Origin of the sequence: Polaribacter irgensii 23-P, assembly GCF_000153225.1 — a bacterium.
Taxonomy (GTDB): domain Bacteria; phylum Bacteroidota; class Bacteroidia; order Flavobacteriales; family Flavobacteriaceae; genus Polaribacter; species Polaribacter irgensii.
This window is the reverse complement of sequence record NZ_CH724148.1, coordinates 2,376,970-2,395,641: the sequence shown is the minus strand read 5'-3', so window position 1 is coordinate 2,395,641 and position 18,672 is coordinate 2,376,970. Positions and strand designations below refer to the sequence as shown.

Annotated in this window: 19 protein-coding genes and 1 riboswitch; of the genes, 11 read left to right on the top strand and 8 right to left on the bottom strand. The window is 36.0% G+C overall.

The window, feature by feature from the left end; translation table 11 throughout:
- Window positions 1-57: 57 nt before the first annotated feature.
- From PI23P_RS10665 to typA, 11 genes are all read left to right on the top strand, one after another.
- Window positions 58-1,218: a proline dehydrogenase family protein gene (locus tag PI23P_RS10665; protein ID WP_004570865.1), complete on the top strand. Its 1,161-nt coding sequence runs from the start codon at window positions 58-60 to the stop codon at window positions 1,216-1,218.
- Entirely contained in the window at window positions 1,218-1,502 is a 285-nt protein-coding gene (locus PI23P_RS10660; protein WP_004570864.1) for an LETM1 domain-containing protein, read from the top strand. The genes PI23P_RS10665 and PI23P_RS10660 overlap by 1 nt, the downstream gene beginning before the upstream one ends.
- A gap of 47 nt (window positions 1,503-1,549) precedes the next feature.
- A riboswitch (TPP riboswitch) is annotated at window positions 1,550-1,644 on the top strand.
- A 49-nt stretch (window positions 1,645-1,693) separates the two neighbouring features.
- On the top strand, window positions 1,694-1,897 hold the full coding sequence (thiS, locus tag PI23P_RS10655; protein WP_004570863.1) for a sulfur carrier protein ThiS: 204 nt from the start codon (window positions 1,694-1,696) through the stop codon (window positions 1,895-1,897).
- Window positions 1,898-1,946: 49 nt separating this feature from the next.
- Window positions 1,947-3,806 (top strand): phosphomethylpyrimidine synthase ThiC, encoded by a 1,860-nt coding sequence (thiC, locus tag PI23P_RS10650; protein ID WP_004570862.1) that lies wholly within the window; start codon window positions 1,947-1,949, stop codon window positions 3,804-3,806.
- Window positions 3,807-3,956: 150 nt separating this feature from the next.
- On the top strand, window positions 3,957-4,598 hold the full coding sequence (locus tag PI23P_RS10645) for a thiamine phosphate synthase (protein WP_004570861.1): 642 nt from the start codon (window positions 3,957-3,959) through the stop codon (window positions 4,596-4,598).
- Window positions 4,599-4,610: 12 nt separating this feature from the next.
- Complete coding sequence (locus tag PI23P_RS10640; protein WP_004570860.1) at window positions 4,611-5,360, top strand: hydroxymethylpyrimidine/phosphomethylpyrimidine kinase; 750 nt, start codon at window positions 4,611-4,613, stop codon at window positions 5,358-5,360.
- Window positions 5,361-5,367: 7 nt separating this feature from the next.
- Window positions 5,368-6,021: a thiamine phosphate synthase gene (gene thiE, locus PI23P_RS10635; protein ID WP_004570859.1), complete on the top strand. Its 654-nt coding sequence runs from the start codon at window positions 5,368-5,370 to the stop codon at window positions 6,019-6,021.
- A 9-nt stretch (window positions 6,022-6,030) separates the two neighbouring features.
- Window positions 6,031-6,801, top strand: a complete 771-nt coding sequence (locus tag PI23P_RS10630; protein ID WP_004570858.1) for a thiazole synthase — start codon at window positions 6,031-6,033, stop codon at window positions 6,799-6,801.
- Between the two features lie 3 nt (window positions 6,802-6,804).
- On the top strand, window positions 6,805-7,929 hold the full coding sequence (gene thiH, locus PI23P_RS10625) for a 2-iminoacetate synthase ThiH (protein WP_004570857.1): 1,125 nt from the start codon (window positions 6,805-6,807) through the stop codon (window positions 7,927-7,929).
- On the top strand, window positions 7,926-8,981 hold the full coding sequence (moeB, locus tag PI23P_RS10620) for a molybdopterin-synthase adenylyltransferase MoeB (protein ID WP_004570856.1): 1,056 nt from the start codon (window positions 7,926-7,928) through the stop codon (window positions 8,979-8,981). The genes thiH and moeB overlap by 4 nt, the downstream gene beginning before the upstream one ends.
- A 198-nt stretch (window positions 8,982-9,179) precedes the next feature.
- The gene (gene typA, locus PI23P_RS10615; protein ID WP_004570855.1) at window positions 9,180-10,952 is read left to right on the top strand and encodes a translational GTPase TypA; all 1,773 of its coding nucleotides are present in this window, start codon (window positions 9,180-9,182) and stop codon (window positions 10,950-10,952) included.
- Between the two features lie 798 nt (window positions 10,953-11,750).
- Here typA and PI23P_RS10610 read toward each other — a convergent pair.
- From PI23P_RS10610 to PI23P_RS10580, 8 genes are all read right to left on the bottom strand, one after another.
- Entirely contained in the window at window positions 11,751-12,914 is a 1,164-nt protein-coding gene (locus PI23P_RS10610; RefSeq protein WP_004570854.1) for a GmrSD restriction endonuclease domain-containing protein, read from the bottom strand.
- Window positions 12,911-13,972: an adenine-specific methyltransferase EcoRI family protein gene (locus tag PI23P_RS10605; RefSeq protein WP_004570853.1), complete on the bottom strand. Its 1,062-nt coding sequence runs from the start codon at window positions 13,970-13,972 to the stop codon at window positions 12,911-12,913. The genes PI23P_RS10610 and PI23P_RS10605 overlap by 4 nt, the downstream gene beginning before the upstream one ends.
- Window positions 13,973-14,288: 316 nt before the next feature.
- Window positions 14,289-14,882 carry a hypothetical protein gene (locus PI23P_RS10600; RefSeq protein WP_004570852.1) on the bottom strand — a complete coding sequence of 198 codons (594 nt, stop codon included), beginning with the start codon at window positions 14,880-14,882 and terminating at the stop codon, window positions 14,289-14,291.
- Window positions 14,883-15,040: 158 nt separating this feature from the next.
- Complete coding sequence (locus PI23P_RS10595) at window positions 15,041-15,607, bottom strand: hypothetical protein (RefSeq protein WP_004570851.1); 567 nt, start codon at window positions 15,605-15,607, stop codon at window positions 15,041-15,043.
- A gap of 536 nt (window positions 15,608-16,143) precedes the next feature.
- On the bottom strand, window positions 16,144-16,332 hold the full coding sequence (locus PI23P_RS12555) for a hypothetical protein (protein WP_155811769.1): 189 nt from the start codon (window positions 16,330-16,332) through the stop codon (window positions 16,144-16,146).
- A gap of 242 nt (window positions 16,333-16,574) precedes the next feature.
- Window positions 16,575-16,799: a helix-turn-helix transcriptional regulator gene (locus PI23P_RS10590; protein ID WP_004570849.1), complete on the bottom strand. Its 225-nt coding sequence runs from the start codon at window positions 16,797-16,799 to the stop codon at window positions 16,575-16,577.
- Window positions 16,796-17,245 (bottom strand): hypothetical protein, encoded by a 450-nt coding sequence (locus PI23P_RS10585; protein WP_004570848.1) that lies wholly within the window; start codon window positions 17,243-17,245, stop codon window positions 16,796-16,798. The genes PI23P_RS10590 and PI23P_RS10585 overlap by 4 nt, the downstream gene beginning before the upstream one ends.
- A 320-nt stretch (window positions 17,246-17,565) precedes the next feature.
- Window positions 17,566-18,600 carry a GIY-YIG nuclease family protein gene (locus PI23P_RS10580; RefSeq protein WP_004570847.1) on the bottom strand — a complete coding sequence of 345 codons (1,035 nt, stop codon included), beginning with the start codon at window positions 18,598-18,600 and terminating at the stop codon, window positions 17,566-17,568.
- Between the last annotated feature and the right edge of the window lie 72 nt (window positions 18,601-18,672).

Sequence of the window (18,672 nt, the reverse complement as noted above, 5' to 3'; positions counted from 1 at the left end):
ATTTATCGAATTATTTATAATTCTAAGGTATATTTGTAATATAAATTTTACCGTTGAATGAAGCTTTTTGACAATACCGAAGTCGCTTTTTCTCTCAAATCGAATGCTGAGTTATTAAGAGCTAATTTTTTATATAGAATGATCCAAAACCAAGCACTGGTAAGAATTGGATCTGCCATTACGAATTTTGCCTTGAAAGCAAATTTACCTGTAGAAGGAATCATTCGTGCCACTGTATTTAATCATTTTTGTGGTGGGGTGACAGAAGAAGACTGCGTTCCCAGCATCGATAAAATGTACTCCAAAGGTGTTTCCTCTGTTTTAGACTATTCTGTAGAAGGAAAAGAGGCGGAAAGTGAGTTTGATGAAACTTTGGCAAAGGTGTTGAAAGTGATTGATTTCGGAAAAGTAAACAAAGCCATTCCTTTTGCTGTATTTAAGCCCACGGGACTGGGACGTTTTGCGCTGTTTCAGAAAATTACAGAAAAAGAAGTTTTAACAGCGGCAGAAGAAGTAGAATGGCAGCGTGTAGTAGCGCGTTTTGATACCATTGGAAAAGCGGCTTATGAAAAAGGGTTCCCGCTGTTGATTGATGGTGAAGAAAGCTGGATGCAAGACGCTGCAGATGATGTAATTGAGGATCTAATGGAGCGGTACAATCAAGAGCGACCGCTTGTTTTCAATACGTTACAAATGTACCGACACGACCGACTAGACTATTTAAAAGCGCTGAATGAAAGGGCCTTGAAAAAAGGTTTTTTTATTGGGATGAAAGTAGTGCGGGGTGCGTATATGGAAAAAGAGCGTGCACGTGCAGAAGAAAAAGGCTACGAATCTCCAATTTGTATCGACAAGCGCGCAACAGATGAAAATTTTGACGCCGCATCGCTGTATATGATGGACCGTCCGAACATGGCCTTGTTTGCAGGAACGCACAATGAGCACAGTACCTATCTAATTATGGATTGGGCAAAAAAATATGGAATTGAGAAGAAAGATAAAAACTTGTGGTTTGGGCAATTGTTTGGCATGAGCGACAATATCAGTTTCAATCTTTCCAATGCAGGGTACAATGTGGCAAAATACCTTCCTTTTGGACCGGTAAAAGACGTGATGCCCTATTTAATCCGAAGAGCAGAAGAAAATACTTCTGTTGCAGGACAGACCAGTAGAGAGTTGGATTTAATCAGTGAAGAACGCACCCGCAGAAAACAGTAATGCAAACCATCGAGGAAATTAAATTGTTGCTTCATAAAAATAAGCTGCGATTGTATCAAGAGTTGTCTGAAAGTAAGGAAGCACTCTTTTTATTGCGAAAGTCTACGCACACCCCATTAAACGAAGAGGAAAAGGTAAAAGTAAAGATGCAGCTGTTGGACATCTGCAAAGCCATTCCTGCGTTGGCAGTATTCATGCTTCCCGGGGGTGCCTTGTTGTTGCCATTACTAATCAAATTACTTCCCGATATCTTACCTTCTTCTTTTAGAGACGACCTAAAATAATTCTTTTTATTCTTCTTGTTTCACTAAATTATCGCGTACATTTACAAAGTAAACTTTAGGAGTAGCTATTAATTTAGTTTGAGAAAAATCCTTAGAACCTGATTTGGTTAAGACCAACGTAGGAAAAAGTTGCTTAGATCTAGTATTTTAAAAAACTACATCTCTCCGGTTTACAGTAATATTTTATAAATATGATTACTATAAAAGTAAACCAAGAAATCCATCAATTTTCAGAAACTTTAACGGTAGCAGCACTCGTGCGTTTTATTAATATAAACACGAATGGCATCGCCATTGCTGTCAATAGCAGCGTTGTAAAGAAAGCAGATTGGTCTTTTAGAGTACTTCAAAATAGTGATGAACTGCTAATTATTACATCCACACAAGGAGGCTAAATAATTAGACATTTAAAGTAGTTAACTATTTAATTGATCTGAGATAATTATGAAAAAAAAGGACACTGCACCTCGCAAAGAGGGAATTACAAGAAAACCATTTCCAAACTCAAAAAAAGTATATGTAGCGGGAAAAATTCATCCACAAATTAGTGTGGCCATGCGTGAAATCTTACTGTCAGATACTACGGACTCTAGGACAAAAAAGAAAACACCAAATCAGCCTATTACCGTGTATGACACTTCGGGACCGTATACAGATCCCAGTAAGAAAATAGATGTGCACGCGGGTATTGAAAGAATTCGTGAACAATGGATTTTAGATAGAAATGATGTGGAGCAATTAGATGGGTTTACCTCTGAATATTGCAACGAGCGCTTGAATAATAAAAAATTGGATCACATGCGTTTCTCACTTTTGAAAAACCCATTGCGCGCAAAAAAAGGAGCAAATGTAACGCAGTTGCACTATGCTAAGAAAGGAATGATTACCCCAGAAATGGAATACATTTCGATTCGTGAAAACCAGCGTATAGACGAAATGACAGAAATTCGCAAGCAACACAAAGGAGAACATTTTGGTGCTTCCATTCCAGAGCGCATCACCCCCGAATTTGTGCGGTCAGAAGTGGCTAGAGGACGTGCTGTAATTCCGTCAAATATCAACCATCCAGAAGCAGAGCCTATGATTTTAGGTCGGAATTTCTTGGTGAAGATCAATGCCAATATTGGTAATTCTGCAGTGACTTCTTCTATTGAAGAAGAGGTAGAAAAAGCTGTTTGGGCGTGTCGTTGGGGAGCAGACAATATCATGGACTTGTCTACAGGTGAAAATATTCATGAGACCAGAGAGTGGATTGTGCGGAACTCACCAGTGCCCGTTGGTACCGTTCCAATTTACCAGGCGCTAGAAAAAGTAAATGGGGTTGCAGAAGATTTAACATGGGAAGTTTTTAGAGATACGCTGATAGAGCAAGCAGAGCAGGGTGTTGATTATTTTACAATCCATGCAGGCGTTTTATTGCGGTATGTACCGATGACTGCCAACCGTGTAACTGGTATTGTTTCTCGTGGTGGCTCGATCATGGCCAAATGGTGTTTGGCGCATCACAAGGAGAGCTTTCTATACACGCATTTCGAAGACATTTGCGAGATTTTAAAAACCTATGATGTTGCCCTTTCTTTGGGAGACGGTTTGCGTCCAGGATCTATTGCAGATGCAAATGATGAAGCGCAATTCTCAGAATTAGAAACTTTAGGAGAGCTGACAAAAATATCAAGAAAGCACGAAGTACAATGTTTTATTGAAGGTCCCGGGCATGTGCCAATGCACATGATTAAAGAAAACATGGAAAAGCAAATAGAACTCTGTGACGAGGCGCCTTTTTATACCTTAGGACCTTTGACTACAGACATTGCTCCAGGATATGATCACATTACTTCGGGTATTGGAGCCGCGATGATTGGTTGGTTTGGTTGCGCAATGTTGTGTTATGTGACCCCAAAAGAACATTTAGGTTTGCCAAATAAAGAAGACGTTCGCGTAGGTGTGATCACGTATAAAATTGCGGCACATGCTGCTGATTTGGCAAAAGGACATCCTGGCGCGCAGCACAGAGATAACGCCTTGAGTATGGCGCGTTTTGAGTTCCGTTGGGAAGATCAGTTTAATTTAGGTTTAGATCCCGAACGTGCGTTGGAATACCACGATGAAACTTTGCCTGCAGACGGCGCAAAGGTTGCCCATTTCTGTTCTATGTGTGGTCCTAAGTTTTGTTCTATGAAAATTTCTCAGGAAGTACGTGACTTTGCTGCAGAAAACGAAATTGTAGACAATGAGGTAATCGCCAAGGGCATGGAAGCCAAGTCAAAAGAGTTTAAAGACAAAGGATCTGAAGTGTATTTGTAAAATTTTTAGGAAGTTCCCACGCTTTGAAAAAAAAGCGTGGGCGGGCTTTCCTTTCTATCTTTTGCTAAAAACGCAAAAGGATGTCCATACAATCCCTAACTCATAGTAAACGCGATCCGATCTACTTTAACCGAATAAAATTGAATAAGAATGCTCATTTTATTAGCACCTGAAAAAGATATTGTTGGTGAAATTGAAATCCTCACACAGTTATTTAAAGAAGGATTGTCTTGTTATCACTTGAGAAAACCAGCAAAAAACCAACAAGAGCACTGCGCCTTTTTAGACAAAATACCGCCAGAATATCACCATAGAATTCTCTTGCACCACTGTCACGAGTTGCTGCAAGATTACAATTTAAAAGGATTGCATTTTACAGCGAAAAAAAGAGCTGATGTACTTACTAAGGGACCGCAACTTTTTCTTGATTTGCAAAAGAAAGGCAAAACGATCAGCAGTTCTTTTCACGAAATTAAAGAAGTCTTAGATTGCACCGTTGCCTTTGACTATCATTTTCTAAGTCCCGTTTTTTCTTCCATTTCTAAAAAAGGATACCTAGGGCGTTCTTTTAAGGTGCATGAGATAGACAAACGCATGATTGGTATGGGAGGCATTACTGCAAATAATCTTGAAGAAACCATCGCACTTGGCTTTCATGGCGTCGGTGTTTTAGGAGGCGTGTGGTACGCTGAAAATCCAGTTGAAAGTTTCAAGAGCATACAACAACAATACGAGCAATGTGTACAAAACTACACACAGCTCTCTGAAAACAGACATACCCGTATTAATTAAATTCATGAATAATTGAAATCAGCACCCTACATTTTAACAATTGCAGGTTTAGATCCTTCTAGTGGCGCGGGAATTACCTCAGACATCAAAACATTTGAAGCACATGGCGTATACGGTTTGTCAGCATGCACAGCAGTGACGGTGCAAAACGACATTGCGTTTAAAGAATGCATTTGGATGGAGAAGCACAGCATTTTAAACCAAATAGAAACACTTTTTGACCGTTTTTCAGTTGCTGTTGTAAAAATAGGAATTGTTCAATCTTGGGAAGTTTTACACTCCATATTAGAGACCGTTAAAAAGAGAAACCCAAGGGCAAAAATTGTGCTAGATCCCGTTTTAAAAGCAAGTGCAGGTTTTGTTTTTCACGCTGCACAAGATCTTGTTGTTTTTGAAAAAGTATTGCTACTCTGCGATTTTATAACACCCAATTACGAAGAAATAAAAGAATTATTTCCTGAGAAAACAATGGAAGAAACTATTGAATTTATTTCACAAAGAACAAATGTGTATTTAAAAGGGGGGCACAATCTCGCCAAAAAAGGATGGGACGAAGTGTATCACAGTAAAACAGCGAAATTTAATATTCCACCAATAGGATTCACTGTTTTTGACAAACACGGTAGTGGTTGCGTGTTGTCTGCAGCATTAGCGTCAAATTTGGCCCTGGGAAACTCTTTAAAAAAATCGTGTTTGAAGGCGAAGAGTTACACCGAACAATTTTTAAATTCAAATAGCTCTTTGTTAGGAACGCATAATTAGAAATAGCATGATCGGTAAATTACAGTACATATCGCAGGGAGAAACGCCAGAAGAACATTTAGAGAACATTGAGCAGGCCTGTATCTCTGGAGCTGTTTGGGTGCAACTTCGTTTAAAGAATTTAGATGCCAACAGTATTTTAGAGACTGCTAAAAAGGCAAGAAGGATTACTCAGCATTATAAAGCGAAACTCATCGTTAATGACCATTACAAAATTGCAAAAGAGGTGCAGGCAGATGGTGTGCATCTGGGAAAAAAGGATTGTTGCCCCCAAGAAGTTCGGGGGTATTTAGGTTCTGAATTTATCATTGGAGGAACCGCCAACACTTTGGAAGATTGTGAAAATTTACTGGCTAAAAAAGTCGATTACATCGGTTTGGGTCCGTATCAATTTACCAAGACAAAAAAGCAATTGAGTCCTATTTTGGGAGTGGATGGATACAAGCGCATACTCGCTGCATTGCACACAAAAACGCCAATAATAGCTATTGGAGGCATTGAGTTCAGCGCAGTTCCTGAGATTGTGAACACGGGTGTGTATGGGATTGCATTTTCTGGAGCCCTCACCAAAGATTTTAAAAGCATTCCAATTGTTACGAAATTGATTTCAGTTTCAAGCAAGGAAGCGCAAGCAAACAAAACAGCGAACACACAATTTTAAAAGAAGAAAATGAACAGCAAATTAAAAATAGCAGACAAAGAATTTACCTCTCGGTTATTTGTGGGAACTGGAAAATTTAGTTCCTCAGTGCAAATGCAGGAAGCCCTGCTTGCTTCTGAAAGTGAACTGGTGACCATGGCTTTGAAAAGAATCGATCTACACAATACAGAAGACGATATTTTAACACATTTAAAGCATCCACGCATCAATTTATTACCCAACACCTCTGGCGTAAGAACAGCAAAAGAAGCGGTGTTTGCAGCGACTTTAGCACGGGAAGCGTTGGGAACAAATTGGGTGAAATTAGAAATACATCCAGATCCTCGGTATTTATTGCCAGATCCGATAGAAACCTTGAAAGCGGCCGCCGAACTTGTGAAGTTGGGTTTTGTGGTACTTCCTTACATTCATGCAGATCCTGTTTTGTGCAAGCGTTTAGAAGATGTAGGAACCCAATGCGTAATGCCTTTAGGAGCGCCAATTGGAAGTAACAAAGGCTTGCGGACGCTGGAGTTTTTAGAAATTATTATCGAGCAATCCAATGTTCCTGTAATTATAGATGCTGGTATTGGTGCCCCTTCACATGCTGCTTATGCAATGGAAATAGGAGCAGATGCTGTGCTGGTAAATACGGCAATTGCGGTTTCTCAAAATCCTGTAGCCATGGCAATCGCTTTTAAAATGGCAGTAGAAGCTGGTAGAATGGCTTATGAAGCAAAACTAGCGCCCATAAAAAATCAGGCAGAAGCAAGCAGTCCATTAACCTCATTTTTACAATAAAACATGGCTATTTTTAAAACACTTTTTGACACGTACAATTGGGACGATACCCTGAAAAGTATTTTCAATAAAACAACGGCAGAGGTAAGGCAGGCCTTGGCGAAAGAGAAACTCGACCTCGAAGATTTTAAGGCCTTGATTTCTCCAGCAGCAAAACCTTTTTTAGAGCAGATGGCGCAAAAAAGCAGCCTGCTCACTAAAAAAAGATTTGGGAATACTATCCAAATGTATGCCCCCATGTATTTGAGCAACGAATGCCAGAATATTTGCACCTATTGCGGATTTAGCATGACGAATAAAATACCGAGACGGACACTTACAGATCCCGAAATTTTAAAAGAGGTCGCTTTTTTAAAAAAGAAAGGCTACGATCATATTCTGCTCGTAACAGGAGAAGCAAATCAAAAAGTTGGGGTGGCATATCTTAAAAATGCCATTCAACTGATCCGTTCTCAATTTTCAAATATTACGATTGAAGTACAACCTTTAGACCAAGAGGAATATGAACTGTTGATAGAAAACGGATTGTATGCGGTACTGGTATATCAGGAAACCTACCACCGAGATGAGTATAAGAAACACCATCCGAAGGGAAAAAAATCTAATTTTGATTACCGCTTAGAGACGCCCGACCGGTTGGGAAAAGCCGGCATTCACAAAATTGGTTTGGGCGCTTTGTTTGGCTTGGAAGATTGGCGCGCAGACAGTCTTTTTACTGCATTGCATTTAAGGTACCTTCAAAAAACCTATTGGAAAACAAAGTATTCCATTTCGTTTCCAAGATTGCGACCGCATTCTGGGGGTTTGGAACCAAAAGTAGCGATGACAGACACCGATTTGGTGCAGTTAATTTGTGCCTTTCGGTTGTTTGATGAAGATATTGAACTTTCGATGTCTACGCGGGAGAGCGAAATTTTTAGAAATCATATTGTGCATTTAGGCACCACATCGATTAGCGCAGAATCAAAAACCAGCCCCGGTGGCTATACCCTAGAAAAGGAATCTTTAGAGCAGTTTGAAATTTCTGACGAGCGCAGTACCGAAGAGGTGGTTGCCATGTTGAAAAGTCAAGGTTTAGAAGTGGTTTGGAAAGACTGGGCACAATTTGAATCCGTGCATCCCTCATGATCCTCACAAACGAAGAAAAAAAACAATACGATCGCCATCTTATATTAGACGAAATAGGAGTGGAGGGACAACTAAAACTCAAGCAGGCGAAAGTCTTGGTTGTGGGAGCAGGAGGATTGGGATGTCCGGTTCTGCAATACTTGACCGCTGCGGGAGTGGGAACACTGGGAATTATAGACGACGATGTGGTTGCACAGAGCAATCTACAGCGTCAAATCTTATATACTCTGGATGACGTAGGTCTTTCGAAAGCCGAAACGGCCGCGAAACGCCTGTCAAGACTAAATCCGTTCATTGCTTTTAACGTGTACAATGAAAAGTTGACACGCGAAAATGCAATTTTGCTATTTAAAGCCTATGATATTATTGTCGATGGGAGTGATAATTTTTCCACCCGTTATTTAACCAACGATGCCGCGGTGCTCGCAAAAAAACCGCTGGTATATGGCGCCATCTTTAAGTTTGAAGGCCAGGTAAGTGTGTTTAATTATCAAGAAAGTGCTACCTATCGTTGCCTGTATCCAAATCCTCCAAAGCCCGAAGATGCACCCAACTGCTCACAAATAGGCGTTTTGGGCGTTTTACCGGGAATTATTGGGAGTTTACAAGCCAATGAAGTGATTAAAATTATTTGCGGAATCGGTATGGTGCTGTCCAATAAGCTATTGCTGTACAATGTTTTGACAATGCAACAACTGCTGGTGAGTTTTGAAAAAGAGCTTAAAAATACCGTGGTGGCGCTCGCAGCGGATTATGATTTTTTCTGTGGTGTGGAAGTGCAGGAAGAAATTTCTTTTGAAGCATTTTTAAAACACAAAGAAGAGTATCGCTTATTAGACGTTCGCGAAACTTGGGAACGCGTTGAGCATCATATTGGTGGACAACACATTCCATTGCCAACGCTCTCTTCTTGTATTGATGAAATCCCTACCGATAAACCGCTGGTGGTCTATTGCAAAACGGGAATTCGCAGCAAACAGGCAATTGCCATTTTAAAGGAGGCCAATTTTGCGCGTGCATTGTTCAATTTAAAAGGAGGCTATCCAGCATAGTTTTATGATAACAAATCAAAAGGAATTGGGCCTTTAAAGAACTACAGATTTTGCATTCCGCGCAGCAATGGCGGATTAAATGTGCTTTTGAACGAAAAATAATGCAATCGCACGCATCAAAAATCAAAAATAAACAGCAAGAAATCGTTTAATGAACGCGGAATCACCTACTTTTGCACGAAATTTAAGAAATCACGAATGCATCAAATTAGAAACATCGCTATTATAGCCCATGTCGATCACGGAAAAACAACGTTAGTTGACAAGATTATTGATCAAGCAAAAATCTTAGACGATCGTAAAGAACGGAAAGATTTATTATTAGATAATAATGATTTAGAACGTGAAAGAGGGATTACCATTCTTTCTAAAAACGTTTCTGTCATGTACAAAGGAACAAAAATCAATGTCATTGATACTCCTGGTCACGCCGATTTTGGTGGTGAAGTAGAGCGTGTATTGAAAATGGCCGATGGTGTTTTGTTATTGGTAGATGCATTTGAAGGACCGATGCCACAAACACGTTTTGTACTGGGAAAGGCCTTAGATTTAGGATTGACTCCGATTGTAGTAGTCAACAAAGTAGACAAAGAAAACTGTACTCCTGACATCGTTCACGAGAAAGTTTTTGACTTGATGTTTGCCTTAGAAGCTACAGAAGAGCAGTTGGATTTTGCAACCATCTATGGTTCTGCAAAAAACAACTGGATGAGTACAGATTGGAAGAATGTAACTGACAACATCATTCCGTTATTGGATGCTGTTTTAGAGTCGATTCCTGCAACCAAGTACAATGAAGGAACACCGCAGATGCAAATTACTTCTTTAGACTTTTCTGCTTTTACAGGTAGAATTGCAATTGGACGTGTATTTCGTGGAGATTTAGAAGTAGGAAAAGATTACATGTTGTGTAAAGCAGATGGATCTACGAAAAAAGTAAGAATCAAGGAATTGCACGTATTCGAAGGAATGGGAAAAGTGCAGGTAGAAAAAGTTCCTTGTGGAGATATTTGTGCAATCACAGGAATTGACGGATTTGAAATTGGAGATACCATTGCAGATCTAGAAAACCCAGAAGCATTGCCAAGAACAGAAATCGATCAGCCTACCATGAGTATGTTGTTTACCATTAACAATTCTCCTTTCTTTGGTAAAGAAGGAAAATTTGTTACTTCGCGTCACATTCGTGACCGTCTGTTCAAAGAACTAGAAAAAAACTTAGCATTAAAAGTAGAGACGACAGATAGTGAAGACAAGTTCAACGTTTACGGACGTGGAGTACTGCACTTATCGGTATTGATTGAAACCATGCGTAGAGAAGGATATGAATTGCAGGTGGGACGTCCACAGGTAATTTTAAAAGAAATTGACGGTAAGAAGCACGAGCCAATGGAAACATTGTCTATCGATGTTCCCGAGGAGATGGCTTCAAAAGCAATTAACTTGGTATCGTTAAGAAAAGGAGACATGTTGATCATGGAGCCTAAAGGAGATCTACAGCACTTAGAATTTTCAATTCCTTCAAGAGGATTGATTGGTTTGAGAAATAGAATCCTTACGGCTACCGCTGGAACAGCAATTATCAACCACAGATTTAGCGAATACGGATTGTACAAAGGAGACTTTACCGAAGAAGTAAAAGGAGCAATTGTTTCTTCTGCAGCTGGAAAAGCAACTGCTTATGCATTGAACCGTTTGCAAGATAGAGGACGTTTCTTTATTGATGTGAATCAAGAAATTTACATCGGTCAGGTAATTGGAGAGAACAGCAAGTCTGATGAAATGGCAGTAAACTTGATCAAAGGAAAGCAATTGACAAACATGCGTAAGTCGGGTACCGATGAAGCGATGAAGATTGCACCGAAAGTAGATTTCTCTTTGGAGGAAAATATGGAATACATCAAGGAAGATGAATATCTAGAGGTAACTCCAGAAAATTTAAGAATGCGTAAAATTGTCTTTAAAGGATAATTTACCAAAACGATAGTTATAAAAAGGGCAAGATTTATCTTGTCCTTTTTTTGTGTGCCTAATTTTTAGTAAAGCATTCGATGTTGTGGACCTATTTTGAGCGTTCTTAAGCAACTTGAGTTTCTACAGATTTCTATGTTGTGTTTTGTTTGTAAATAGGTTCGGAGTGGGGATTGGGTGGTTTATGCGTATGCGTTGTGGGTTGTGGGTTGTTTGTATTTCGATGGATGATGACGGTTACAGTTCTTGCCAAACGTGTTTTTTGATTCTCTGTGCGCTTGGGAATACGTGTTTTAGGAGAAAGCACGGGTTGTAGTTTAGTCGTTTTTGAGCACGTTGTAAGAATAAAGACCGTGATTACTTTCCTAAAGATAGCTTGCAAATAACTATAAAAAAGTGAATTAACTAATTAGTTTTTAAATGCAACCTTTTAATCTTATTCCAACAAGGAATAGGCGGATAAAAGGTGTTGTTCTCTTGTAGACTTTAACCCCAAAGCTAAGGTTAGGTTCTTTTTTGCTTTAAGGAATGGTTGGGAAAGGGTAACGTTTAGAATCAGAAATGGAGGGCACTAAATAAGCATTGTCGTTTCGGTTTATTATTTAGTTTATACTCACAGACATCTCGGTTTAGCACAAACGCCCTATGTTTTTTATACATTTATCCACTGGCTTTATTCCGCAAACTTGCTAGCGTAGGCAAGACATACTCTTTTGCAATTTTTGGCTTTTAGCGTTGGCTGGTAAGAATTGCAAATGTGTATGGCTTTTTAGCGTTGGCATAATTCAGTTCATATTTCTACTTATTTCCTTTTGCTCTATTATGAGTTTTACATAACATTTCGCAATTATCCTTTAAAGTTGCACCACCTTTGCTCCAAGCTGTTACGTGGTCAGCATCCATTTCATTAATTGTCCAAATCTTTTTTTTGTTAGAATTATTACTGACTGCACATAGTGGGCAATTAGATTTGTCTTTGCTTTTTGCTATTTTTGTTTGTTGAGCATAAGTTGATTTTTTAGTTGATTCATCGAAAACTCTCACTTGTAACAATTTTGTTTCATTTGAACCTCCTAAAATATATTCAAAAACACCTTTCCCGTTTTTTATAAATGGGTCTCCATAAAGTTCTCTTACTTGTTTAGAAACTTTATTTGGATTATAGGCAGTTTTATGGTGATTTTCATATAATCTTCCCCATTCCAAACCACACATTTCTCTTTCAACATCAATAAAGACTGTTGATACCCAATCAATAACACTATTAAAATAGGTCTTCAATTCCTTAATGTTGCTTTCCTTTCTATTGCTACTCATATAGTTGTCAATTTTACCTTGACTAACCCAGTCTAAACCACATTCAAGAATTTCTTGTCTATCAACACTACCTCTTATATAAGCACTCCACTTCTGGATATTTGTATTCAGGCTATTGCTAAATTCTTCTTTACAAAGTGTAACAAATTCTCCAGAATAAATGGCATTTCGAAGTTCTTGAGCATTAAGTGGAACTCCAGCTATATTAATTGTTTTAAACCATTCTTTAATCTCACTTTCTTCTCCTTCACATTCAAATATTAAAAGTTTTGCTTGTTCAATTTTTTGTTGCTTATCACTTGGTAGGCTATCAAAATATTGTTCCATTCCATTTCCATCTTTAATTGGAAATTTGAAAGTGAGAAACCTTCCAATACTTGTAATTCTTTGTTGACCATCTAAAACTTCAAAATGACCGTTTTTCAATGTATTAAAGTAAATTAGACCTAAAGGATAACCTTTTAAGATACTTTCTATAACCGCGACATCTCTTTTACCATCTGCATAAATATAATTTCTCTGATATTCTGGTTGAATTGTTAGAGTTCCAGAAAGACCGAAAAGACCTTTTCCTTCTGCTTCATTATACACGAAACCGTCACAGATTTCTTTAACGGTTATTTCGCTCCTTAATGTTGTTTTCATTTCTTTTTGATTAAAATTCGAGCATATTTTTTTTTACCATTTACAAATGGATATCCAAAATTGTATTCACTTATTTTGGTTGTTGCCATAATACCAATTATATCGAACTGATTTGGATTGTATTTATCAAGAAATGTTATTGGAACTCCCATTGTTCCATCAAAATCTGAAGGAATTGCATCTGTGAAAGGCACTTCAATAGCATCATAATTATCATATTTTTCGTATGCAGTTCTTTTTTTTAGTTTTTTATTAAACTTATTATTGTCAGCTAACGTCATTAATTTTAATGGTTGATATCTTTTACCGTGTTCAATATTTGTCAACCATAGGCAATTATTTGTTGCTACAATCCGATTACCATCATCATCAATTCTTGCTTCCGTTCCATATAATTCATAAGTGTCAGGAACAATAAATCCAGAAATCCATCTTCCCATTCCAGTACCTAACCAAATTTTATTTTGTGCAATTAAAGCAAAAACCTCTTGGTAGGCTATTGCATTTATATTCCCAATAATTGCAAATTGCTTATCAGCTTCAATTATCCATTGCAAGAAATCTCGAAATAATGAAAATGGTGGGTTGGTTATAATAATATCTGCTTCATCTCTTAACTTTATTACTTCTTCACTTCTAAAGTCTCCATCTCCTTTGAGATAATTCCATTCTAAATCGTCAACGTCAATTCTACCGTCTTCTGTAATGTCTCTCTCTAAAGTATATATTTTTCCTTGACTTTCAGTTTTGTTGCTGTCGTATTGTGGTGCACTTTCTTCAAATATAGATACTTGATATCCGATTTGATAAGGTTTGCTATTTGGTGCGTAACTTGTACTTATCAGTTTTTTTATTCCGAAACGTTCAAAATTCTGTGCGAAAAATTTCGTAAAATTACTCCATTCAGGGTCATCACAAGGAAGTAGAACAGTTTTACCTTTAAAAACATTTGGATTGTAGTCAAGATATGCTTGTATTTCTTTTTGTATGTCAGAGTATAACGTGTAAAATTCGTCATTCTTGGCTTTTTTAGCTGCAGCTAAATTGTTTATTGCCATATTAAATTATCTTTATCTTTAATTTCTAAAGTTAGTACTATTTGGTGCGTTGGCAAAGAACAGTTCTTTTATTTTTTTGAGCGTTGGCATTTAGTGTTGGAAAAAAAATAAATGTGCTGTTTGCGCGTTGGCTTTTTTAGTTCAAATGTAAATATTTACAACGATTTTCCGCATTATGCACAAAGTGTTTGTATAAAGTTAGTCGCGTAGTTTAATCTATCAATTTAGTAAATGAAACACTGACGACGAAAGTCCGTTTGGGCTTTCGTAAGTAATCGATTTGTCAGCAATTAATTTTATACGTTGTTGCCCATAGTTATTTTTTCATTCGGCTTTGTCTATTTCTGTCTGTTTCAAACATTGTTATTTCAATTGCTCTTGTTGGATAAATATCATATTCAAAATTTCGAGAAATTAAATCGTGTATTTTTCCGTAGTCTTTATTTTCCGAAATGTTCTTTATTCCTTTCAAATAGTCAAGATAAAGTTGTGGTCTGTCAATTCCATAACTACTTTTCTTTTCTGTTAAATACCTAAAGATTCGACTGTCCCAAATCGCATAATCTTTCGGATTAATAAAATGCAAAAGTTTAGAAAGTCCTACTAAAGAGTTATTTATTGATTTTTTTAGAATTTCAAGTTCGTTGACTTTTAAAATGTGTCCATTTTTCACAGCATTTAATAAAAATAAAACTTTGTCTTTCTGTTCCAATTTCAAATGAATAATTGTCGGCATCCATCCATAAACAAAATGACTTGCAATTACCAAATTATGTTCGTTTATTTTTCCAGCGTTTATTTGTTCAAAGTATTTTATAAATTCGGTATAAGTTTGAATGTAAGAATCGTTTTCAGTCCGTAAGAATTTTTGCGCATCTTCTAGTATTGTTTCAAAGTTCAGGTTTTTCAATTCAGTTAGGATTTTTTTTAATTGTAGCCAACGTTTGGTATAATGTTAGTTGCGTATTTTAAGGCATTAATTTAGTAAATTAAACAATAACCAAGAAAGTTCGTTTGGACTTTCGTAAGTTGGCTAAAACCAGCAATTAATTTTATACGGTGTTGTGGCTAGTTATTTCTGTAATCTTTCGGTTTTTTGTTTAAGAACTTATTCTTTTTTTCAGATTCGTTAAAGTCAAATAAAGTATAAAATCTCCGTTTTTTAGAATTTTCATAGCCAAGTAATAATTCTAATTCGCTAAACTCGTTTGGTGGTGCTTTTCCAACATCTGTTCTGTTTTTCCCTTCAACTTCCTCATATTTATTAAATTCCCCAAGTAGTTCCAAAGATTCGGAAGGTTTGATTGGTTTAAGTCGGTTGATTTTGTCAATTCTAAATTTTGAACCAGTTGGATTAAATTCAAGTTCAGGATAAAAAGCGGTCAAGTCTGAATTATTCGTAATTGTCACTTTAAATCTCCAAGTTAATTCAAATATTCGGATTGCATTATTTCCGTCAATATTTCCTTCTGAGTTTAAAACATTCTTACTGCTCAAACCTCTTGGTGCACTTAAACCTCCTTTTGAAGTTATTTCAATAGTCAATTCAGGTCTTAAAATATATTTACTTCTGTAATATGGATAAATTCCAACTATAATTCCAATTACACCGATAATTATTCCAATTACTTCCATTAATGTTCGTTCATTTTACGTTTCGTTTTAATTAGCCACAACTTGTTTATAGTCTTACCTTTTATCCGTATTCGTTTCTATATTGGGGGGATATTCGGAACTTTATACGTTTTTGTGTTTTTCGTTTCAGCGTCAAATTATTGAAAAAAAAGACTTCTAGATCTCAAAGTTTTACAAAACGAGCTGCTCCTTTTATCTATTGGATAATGATTTAAAAGCAAACTGTTTCAATAATCGCTTTTAAAACAAAACTACATTAAAATAGCATTCGTATCAATCCCTGAAAATGGTATGATTTGGATATCCCTGTAAATAGGGTGCACCTTTGCAGTTACTTTAAAGTGGCGTGTTTTTTTTAGAAGGGGCTTTTTGGGGAGTAACGGTATTATCCTTAAAAAAATAGCCGATTAAAAACCCTTTTACTTTCGGATTGTAAATAAAAATAGCAGTTCAGCATGCGCTTTTAGCTTGCATTTCACTGCTGTTCTTTTATATGTGGTGTTGTGCCAAGTTCTGTTTATAGGCACTCTATCAAATTAACTCTTCCTATTTTCTTTCTTAATTTTGTCTACATAAGAAACTAAAAAGTTGATAGTTAGCAAGCAAAAAATTAAGGGTAATAATATTTCCTTAAAGCCATTTTCTGTTGCTTTTACAATACTCCATTCAACATCTGCTAAAGAGATTCCGGTCATAATGGAAGTAAAAAGTAAAAAATAGAACAATGTTCTCTTTTAAATGTTTTATCATTTTTTTAATTTTTAATTAACAGGTATCTACAACAGCATAACTGGCTCCTGCTAGACATACAACAGCGAATGTACAACCTACGATTATTCCCTGCAGTGGTGCTCAAAGCTAACTTTAGGTCCTTTTCTTAAACTGTTTAGAATATAGTTTTTATTCTACCGCCTGTCAACCCCTGAATTCAGTATAATTTTGGGATCCCTGAAAATAGGGTGTAGTGTTATGCTTTTATTAAAGTGTTGGCTTTCTCATTTTCGTCTAACTCAAAGAAGTCATTAACTGGTTTTTTAAATAAGTTGGAAAGTCTTAATGAAAGAACTGTTGAAGGTACATATCTGTTTTTTTCAATTGAACTTATCGTTTGACGCGATACTCCAATTTTATTAGCAAGTTCTTCTTGTGTTAAGTCTAATATTGCTCTTTCAATCTTTAGTCGATTTTTCATTTGTTCATTCGCTTTAAGAATTCAAAATAAAAAACTTGAATGCTCAACAAAATCCATAAAATTTCCCAATCTCCAACACCTTCAAAACTTCCTTCCTGTTTTTCAGAAATTAAATTTGCTATATAGTTAAATATTGGATTTGTTAATAGAGTAATTATAACACCTGCAATAAATGCAAAAGTATAAGATTGCATTCTCAAAGATTTTATTAGTTCATCTTCTATTTTTTCTTTTGAAATTGAAACGAGTAATAATCCAATTAATATTCCATATTTGGATGTTAGTTTTAAGTCTATATTTTCAATGGATAATTTATTCACGATAAATGCTATTACCGATATTATAATTATTCCTATTCCAATTTTCTTGAATTTGTTGGATAACTGATACCTTTTCATCTTTTCAAGGCTTTTTCTCTCACATTCCATAAATGATTTTACATTCATAATTTTAATTTTAGATTATTAATAAACAATAAGTATATTTTCCATAATGACAAATATACTTTACATTTTGGAGTAAAAAAAATATTTATCCAACTTTTTTTATTTCAATCAATCTATTTTGGAAGATAATTTTGAATTCAGGGGTGACTTTTTTGATTATGCATAACGTGTTTGTATATGGTTTGGTGCGTGGTTTAAAGAACTAATTTACTAAATAAAACAAGAACTACGAAAGTCCGTTTGGACTTTCGTAAATACGCTAAAAGCCAGCAATTAATTTTATACGGTGTTGTGTTTAGTGTTTTCTCTAACTTGTTTAATTATCCTTCTCCTCCTTGTGTCATATTTCCAAGTGGGTTGTGTATAGCAATATATTCTTTTTCAAATAATTTGCAGTTTTTTCTAATTCCTTCGTAAACTATATTTTGTTTTAGTTCGTTATTATACTTTTGTATAAACTTTGACTTAAAGAGATGAGATTCATTGCTAAAAGCACCTCTTATGTGTTGTTCAAACCTTTCTTTAGGGTTAGATGCAATGCCAACATAAAAGACAAATAATTCACATTCTAAAGTATAGACATAACAATACTGTTTGTCATTTCCATTTTCTAACTCTACCATTAGGGAAATTTCCAATTCACGTTCGTACAATGACATTTCAACAGCGTTATTTTTGTATTCTTCTGTAATAATCGTGTTGTGCTTTTCAATTAATTCTAAACCACTTGCCATTAATGCAAAAGCTTTTTCTGACTGTTTTTTAAGTTCATCTTTTTTCCGTTCAAGCATATTAGGGTATTTGATGTATGTTTCCCAACTTGTTCGGTCATAGCCAGTGTCATTAAAAAAATCCTCTTTTGTATAATATATTTCATTCCATAAATTGCTAATTTCAATTCCCCAATCTAAAAATTCGTCTTGGAAACTGCTTGCTATTTCTTTTGATATGCAGTAGTTATAATACCTATATCTTGAATTAGTAAGACCTTTGGTTAGTTTCTTGTATGTACTTGAAGTTTTAAATGAAATTGTTTTTTTAAAAACTTCTAAAGCTTGATTTAATAATGATTCAGGAAGCGATTTTTCCCCAAATTCAACTAAAATTTCAGATTTTAAGTATAAATCCATTATTCGGAAAATTTCTCCGAAATCAGGATATTTTTCACACCAACTTAGTTTAGATTCATTAAAAATATTTAATTTTTCTAATCTTTTAAATAGACTTTCTAATTCGCTTGGAAGTTCACTTTTTTCACTTTTCAATTTTTTTAAAAATCCAAACGTATCATTTACAGAGTTTATATATTTTAGTCTATCTAAAGTAGGTAATGATAAAATTTCTTCTGTATTCATAAATTATAATGATATGCGGGTTTTTTTTTACATTAAGCACAACGTGTTTGTATAAGTTTAGTTGCGGCGTTA

Bases quoted from the DNA above. Each gene is read 5' to 3' on its own strand.
- PI23P_RS10665 (WP_004570865.1), top strand. From the start codon at position 58: ATGAAGCTTTTTGACAATACCGAAGTCGCTTTTTCTCTCAAATCGAAT.
- PI23P_RS10660 (WP_004570864.1), top strand. From the start codon at position 1,218: ATGCAAACCATCGAGGAAATTAAATTGTTGCTTCATAAAAATAAGCTG.
- thiS (WP_004570863.1), top strand. From the start codon at position 1,694: ATGATTACTATAAAAGTAAACCAAGAAATCCATCAATTTTCAGAAACT.
- thiC (WP_004570862.1), top strand. From the start codon at position 1,947: ATGAAAAAAAAGGACACTGCACCTCGCAAAGAGGGAATTACAAGAAAA.
- PI23P_RS10645 (WP_004570861.1), top strand. From the start codon at position 3,957: ATGCTCATTTTATTAGCACCTGAAAAAGATATTGTTGGTGAAATTGAA.
- thiE (WP_004570859.1), top strand. From the start codon at position 5,368: ATGATCGGTAAATTACAGTACATATCGCAGGGAGAAACGCCAGAAGAA.
- PI23P_RS10630 (WP_004570858.1), top strand. From the start codon at position 6,031: ATGAACAGCAAATTAAAAATAGCAGACAAAGAATTTACCTCTCGGTTA.
- thiH (WP_004570857.1), top strand. From the start codon at position 6,805: ATGGCTATTTTTAAAACACTTTTTGACACGTACAATTGGGACGATACC.
- moeB (WP_004570856.1), top strand. From the start codon at position 7,926: ATGATCCTCACAAACGAAGAAAAAAAACAATACGATCGCCATCTTATA.
- typA (WP_004570855.1), top strand. From the start codon at position 9,180: ATGCATCAAATTAGAAACATCGCTATTATAGCCCATGTCGATCACGGA.
- PI23P_RS10610 (WP_004570854.1), bottom strand. From the start codon at position 12,914: ATGAAAACAACATTAAGGAGCGAAATAACCGTTAAAGAAATCTGTGAC.
- PI23P_RS10605 (WP_004570853.1), bottom strand. From the start codon at position 13,972: ATGGCAATAAACAATTTAGCTGCAGCTAAAAAAGCCAAGAATGACGAA.
- PI23P_RS10595 (WP_004570851.1), bottom strand. From the start codon at position 15,607: ATGGAAGTAATTGGAATAATTATCGGTGTAATTGGAATTATAGTTGGA.
- PI23P_RS10590 (WP_004570849.1), bottom strand. From the start codon at position 16,799: ATGAAAAATCGACTAAAGATTGAAAGAGCAATATTAGACTTAACACAA.
- PI23P_RS10585 (WP_004570848.1), bottom strand. From the start codon at position 17,245: ATGAATGTAAAATCATTTATGGAATGTGAGAGAAAAAGCCTTGAAAAG.
- PI23P_RS10580 (WP_004570847.1), bottom strand. From the start codon at position 18,600: ATGAATACAGAAGAAATTTTATCATTACCTACTTTAGATAGACTAAAA.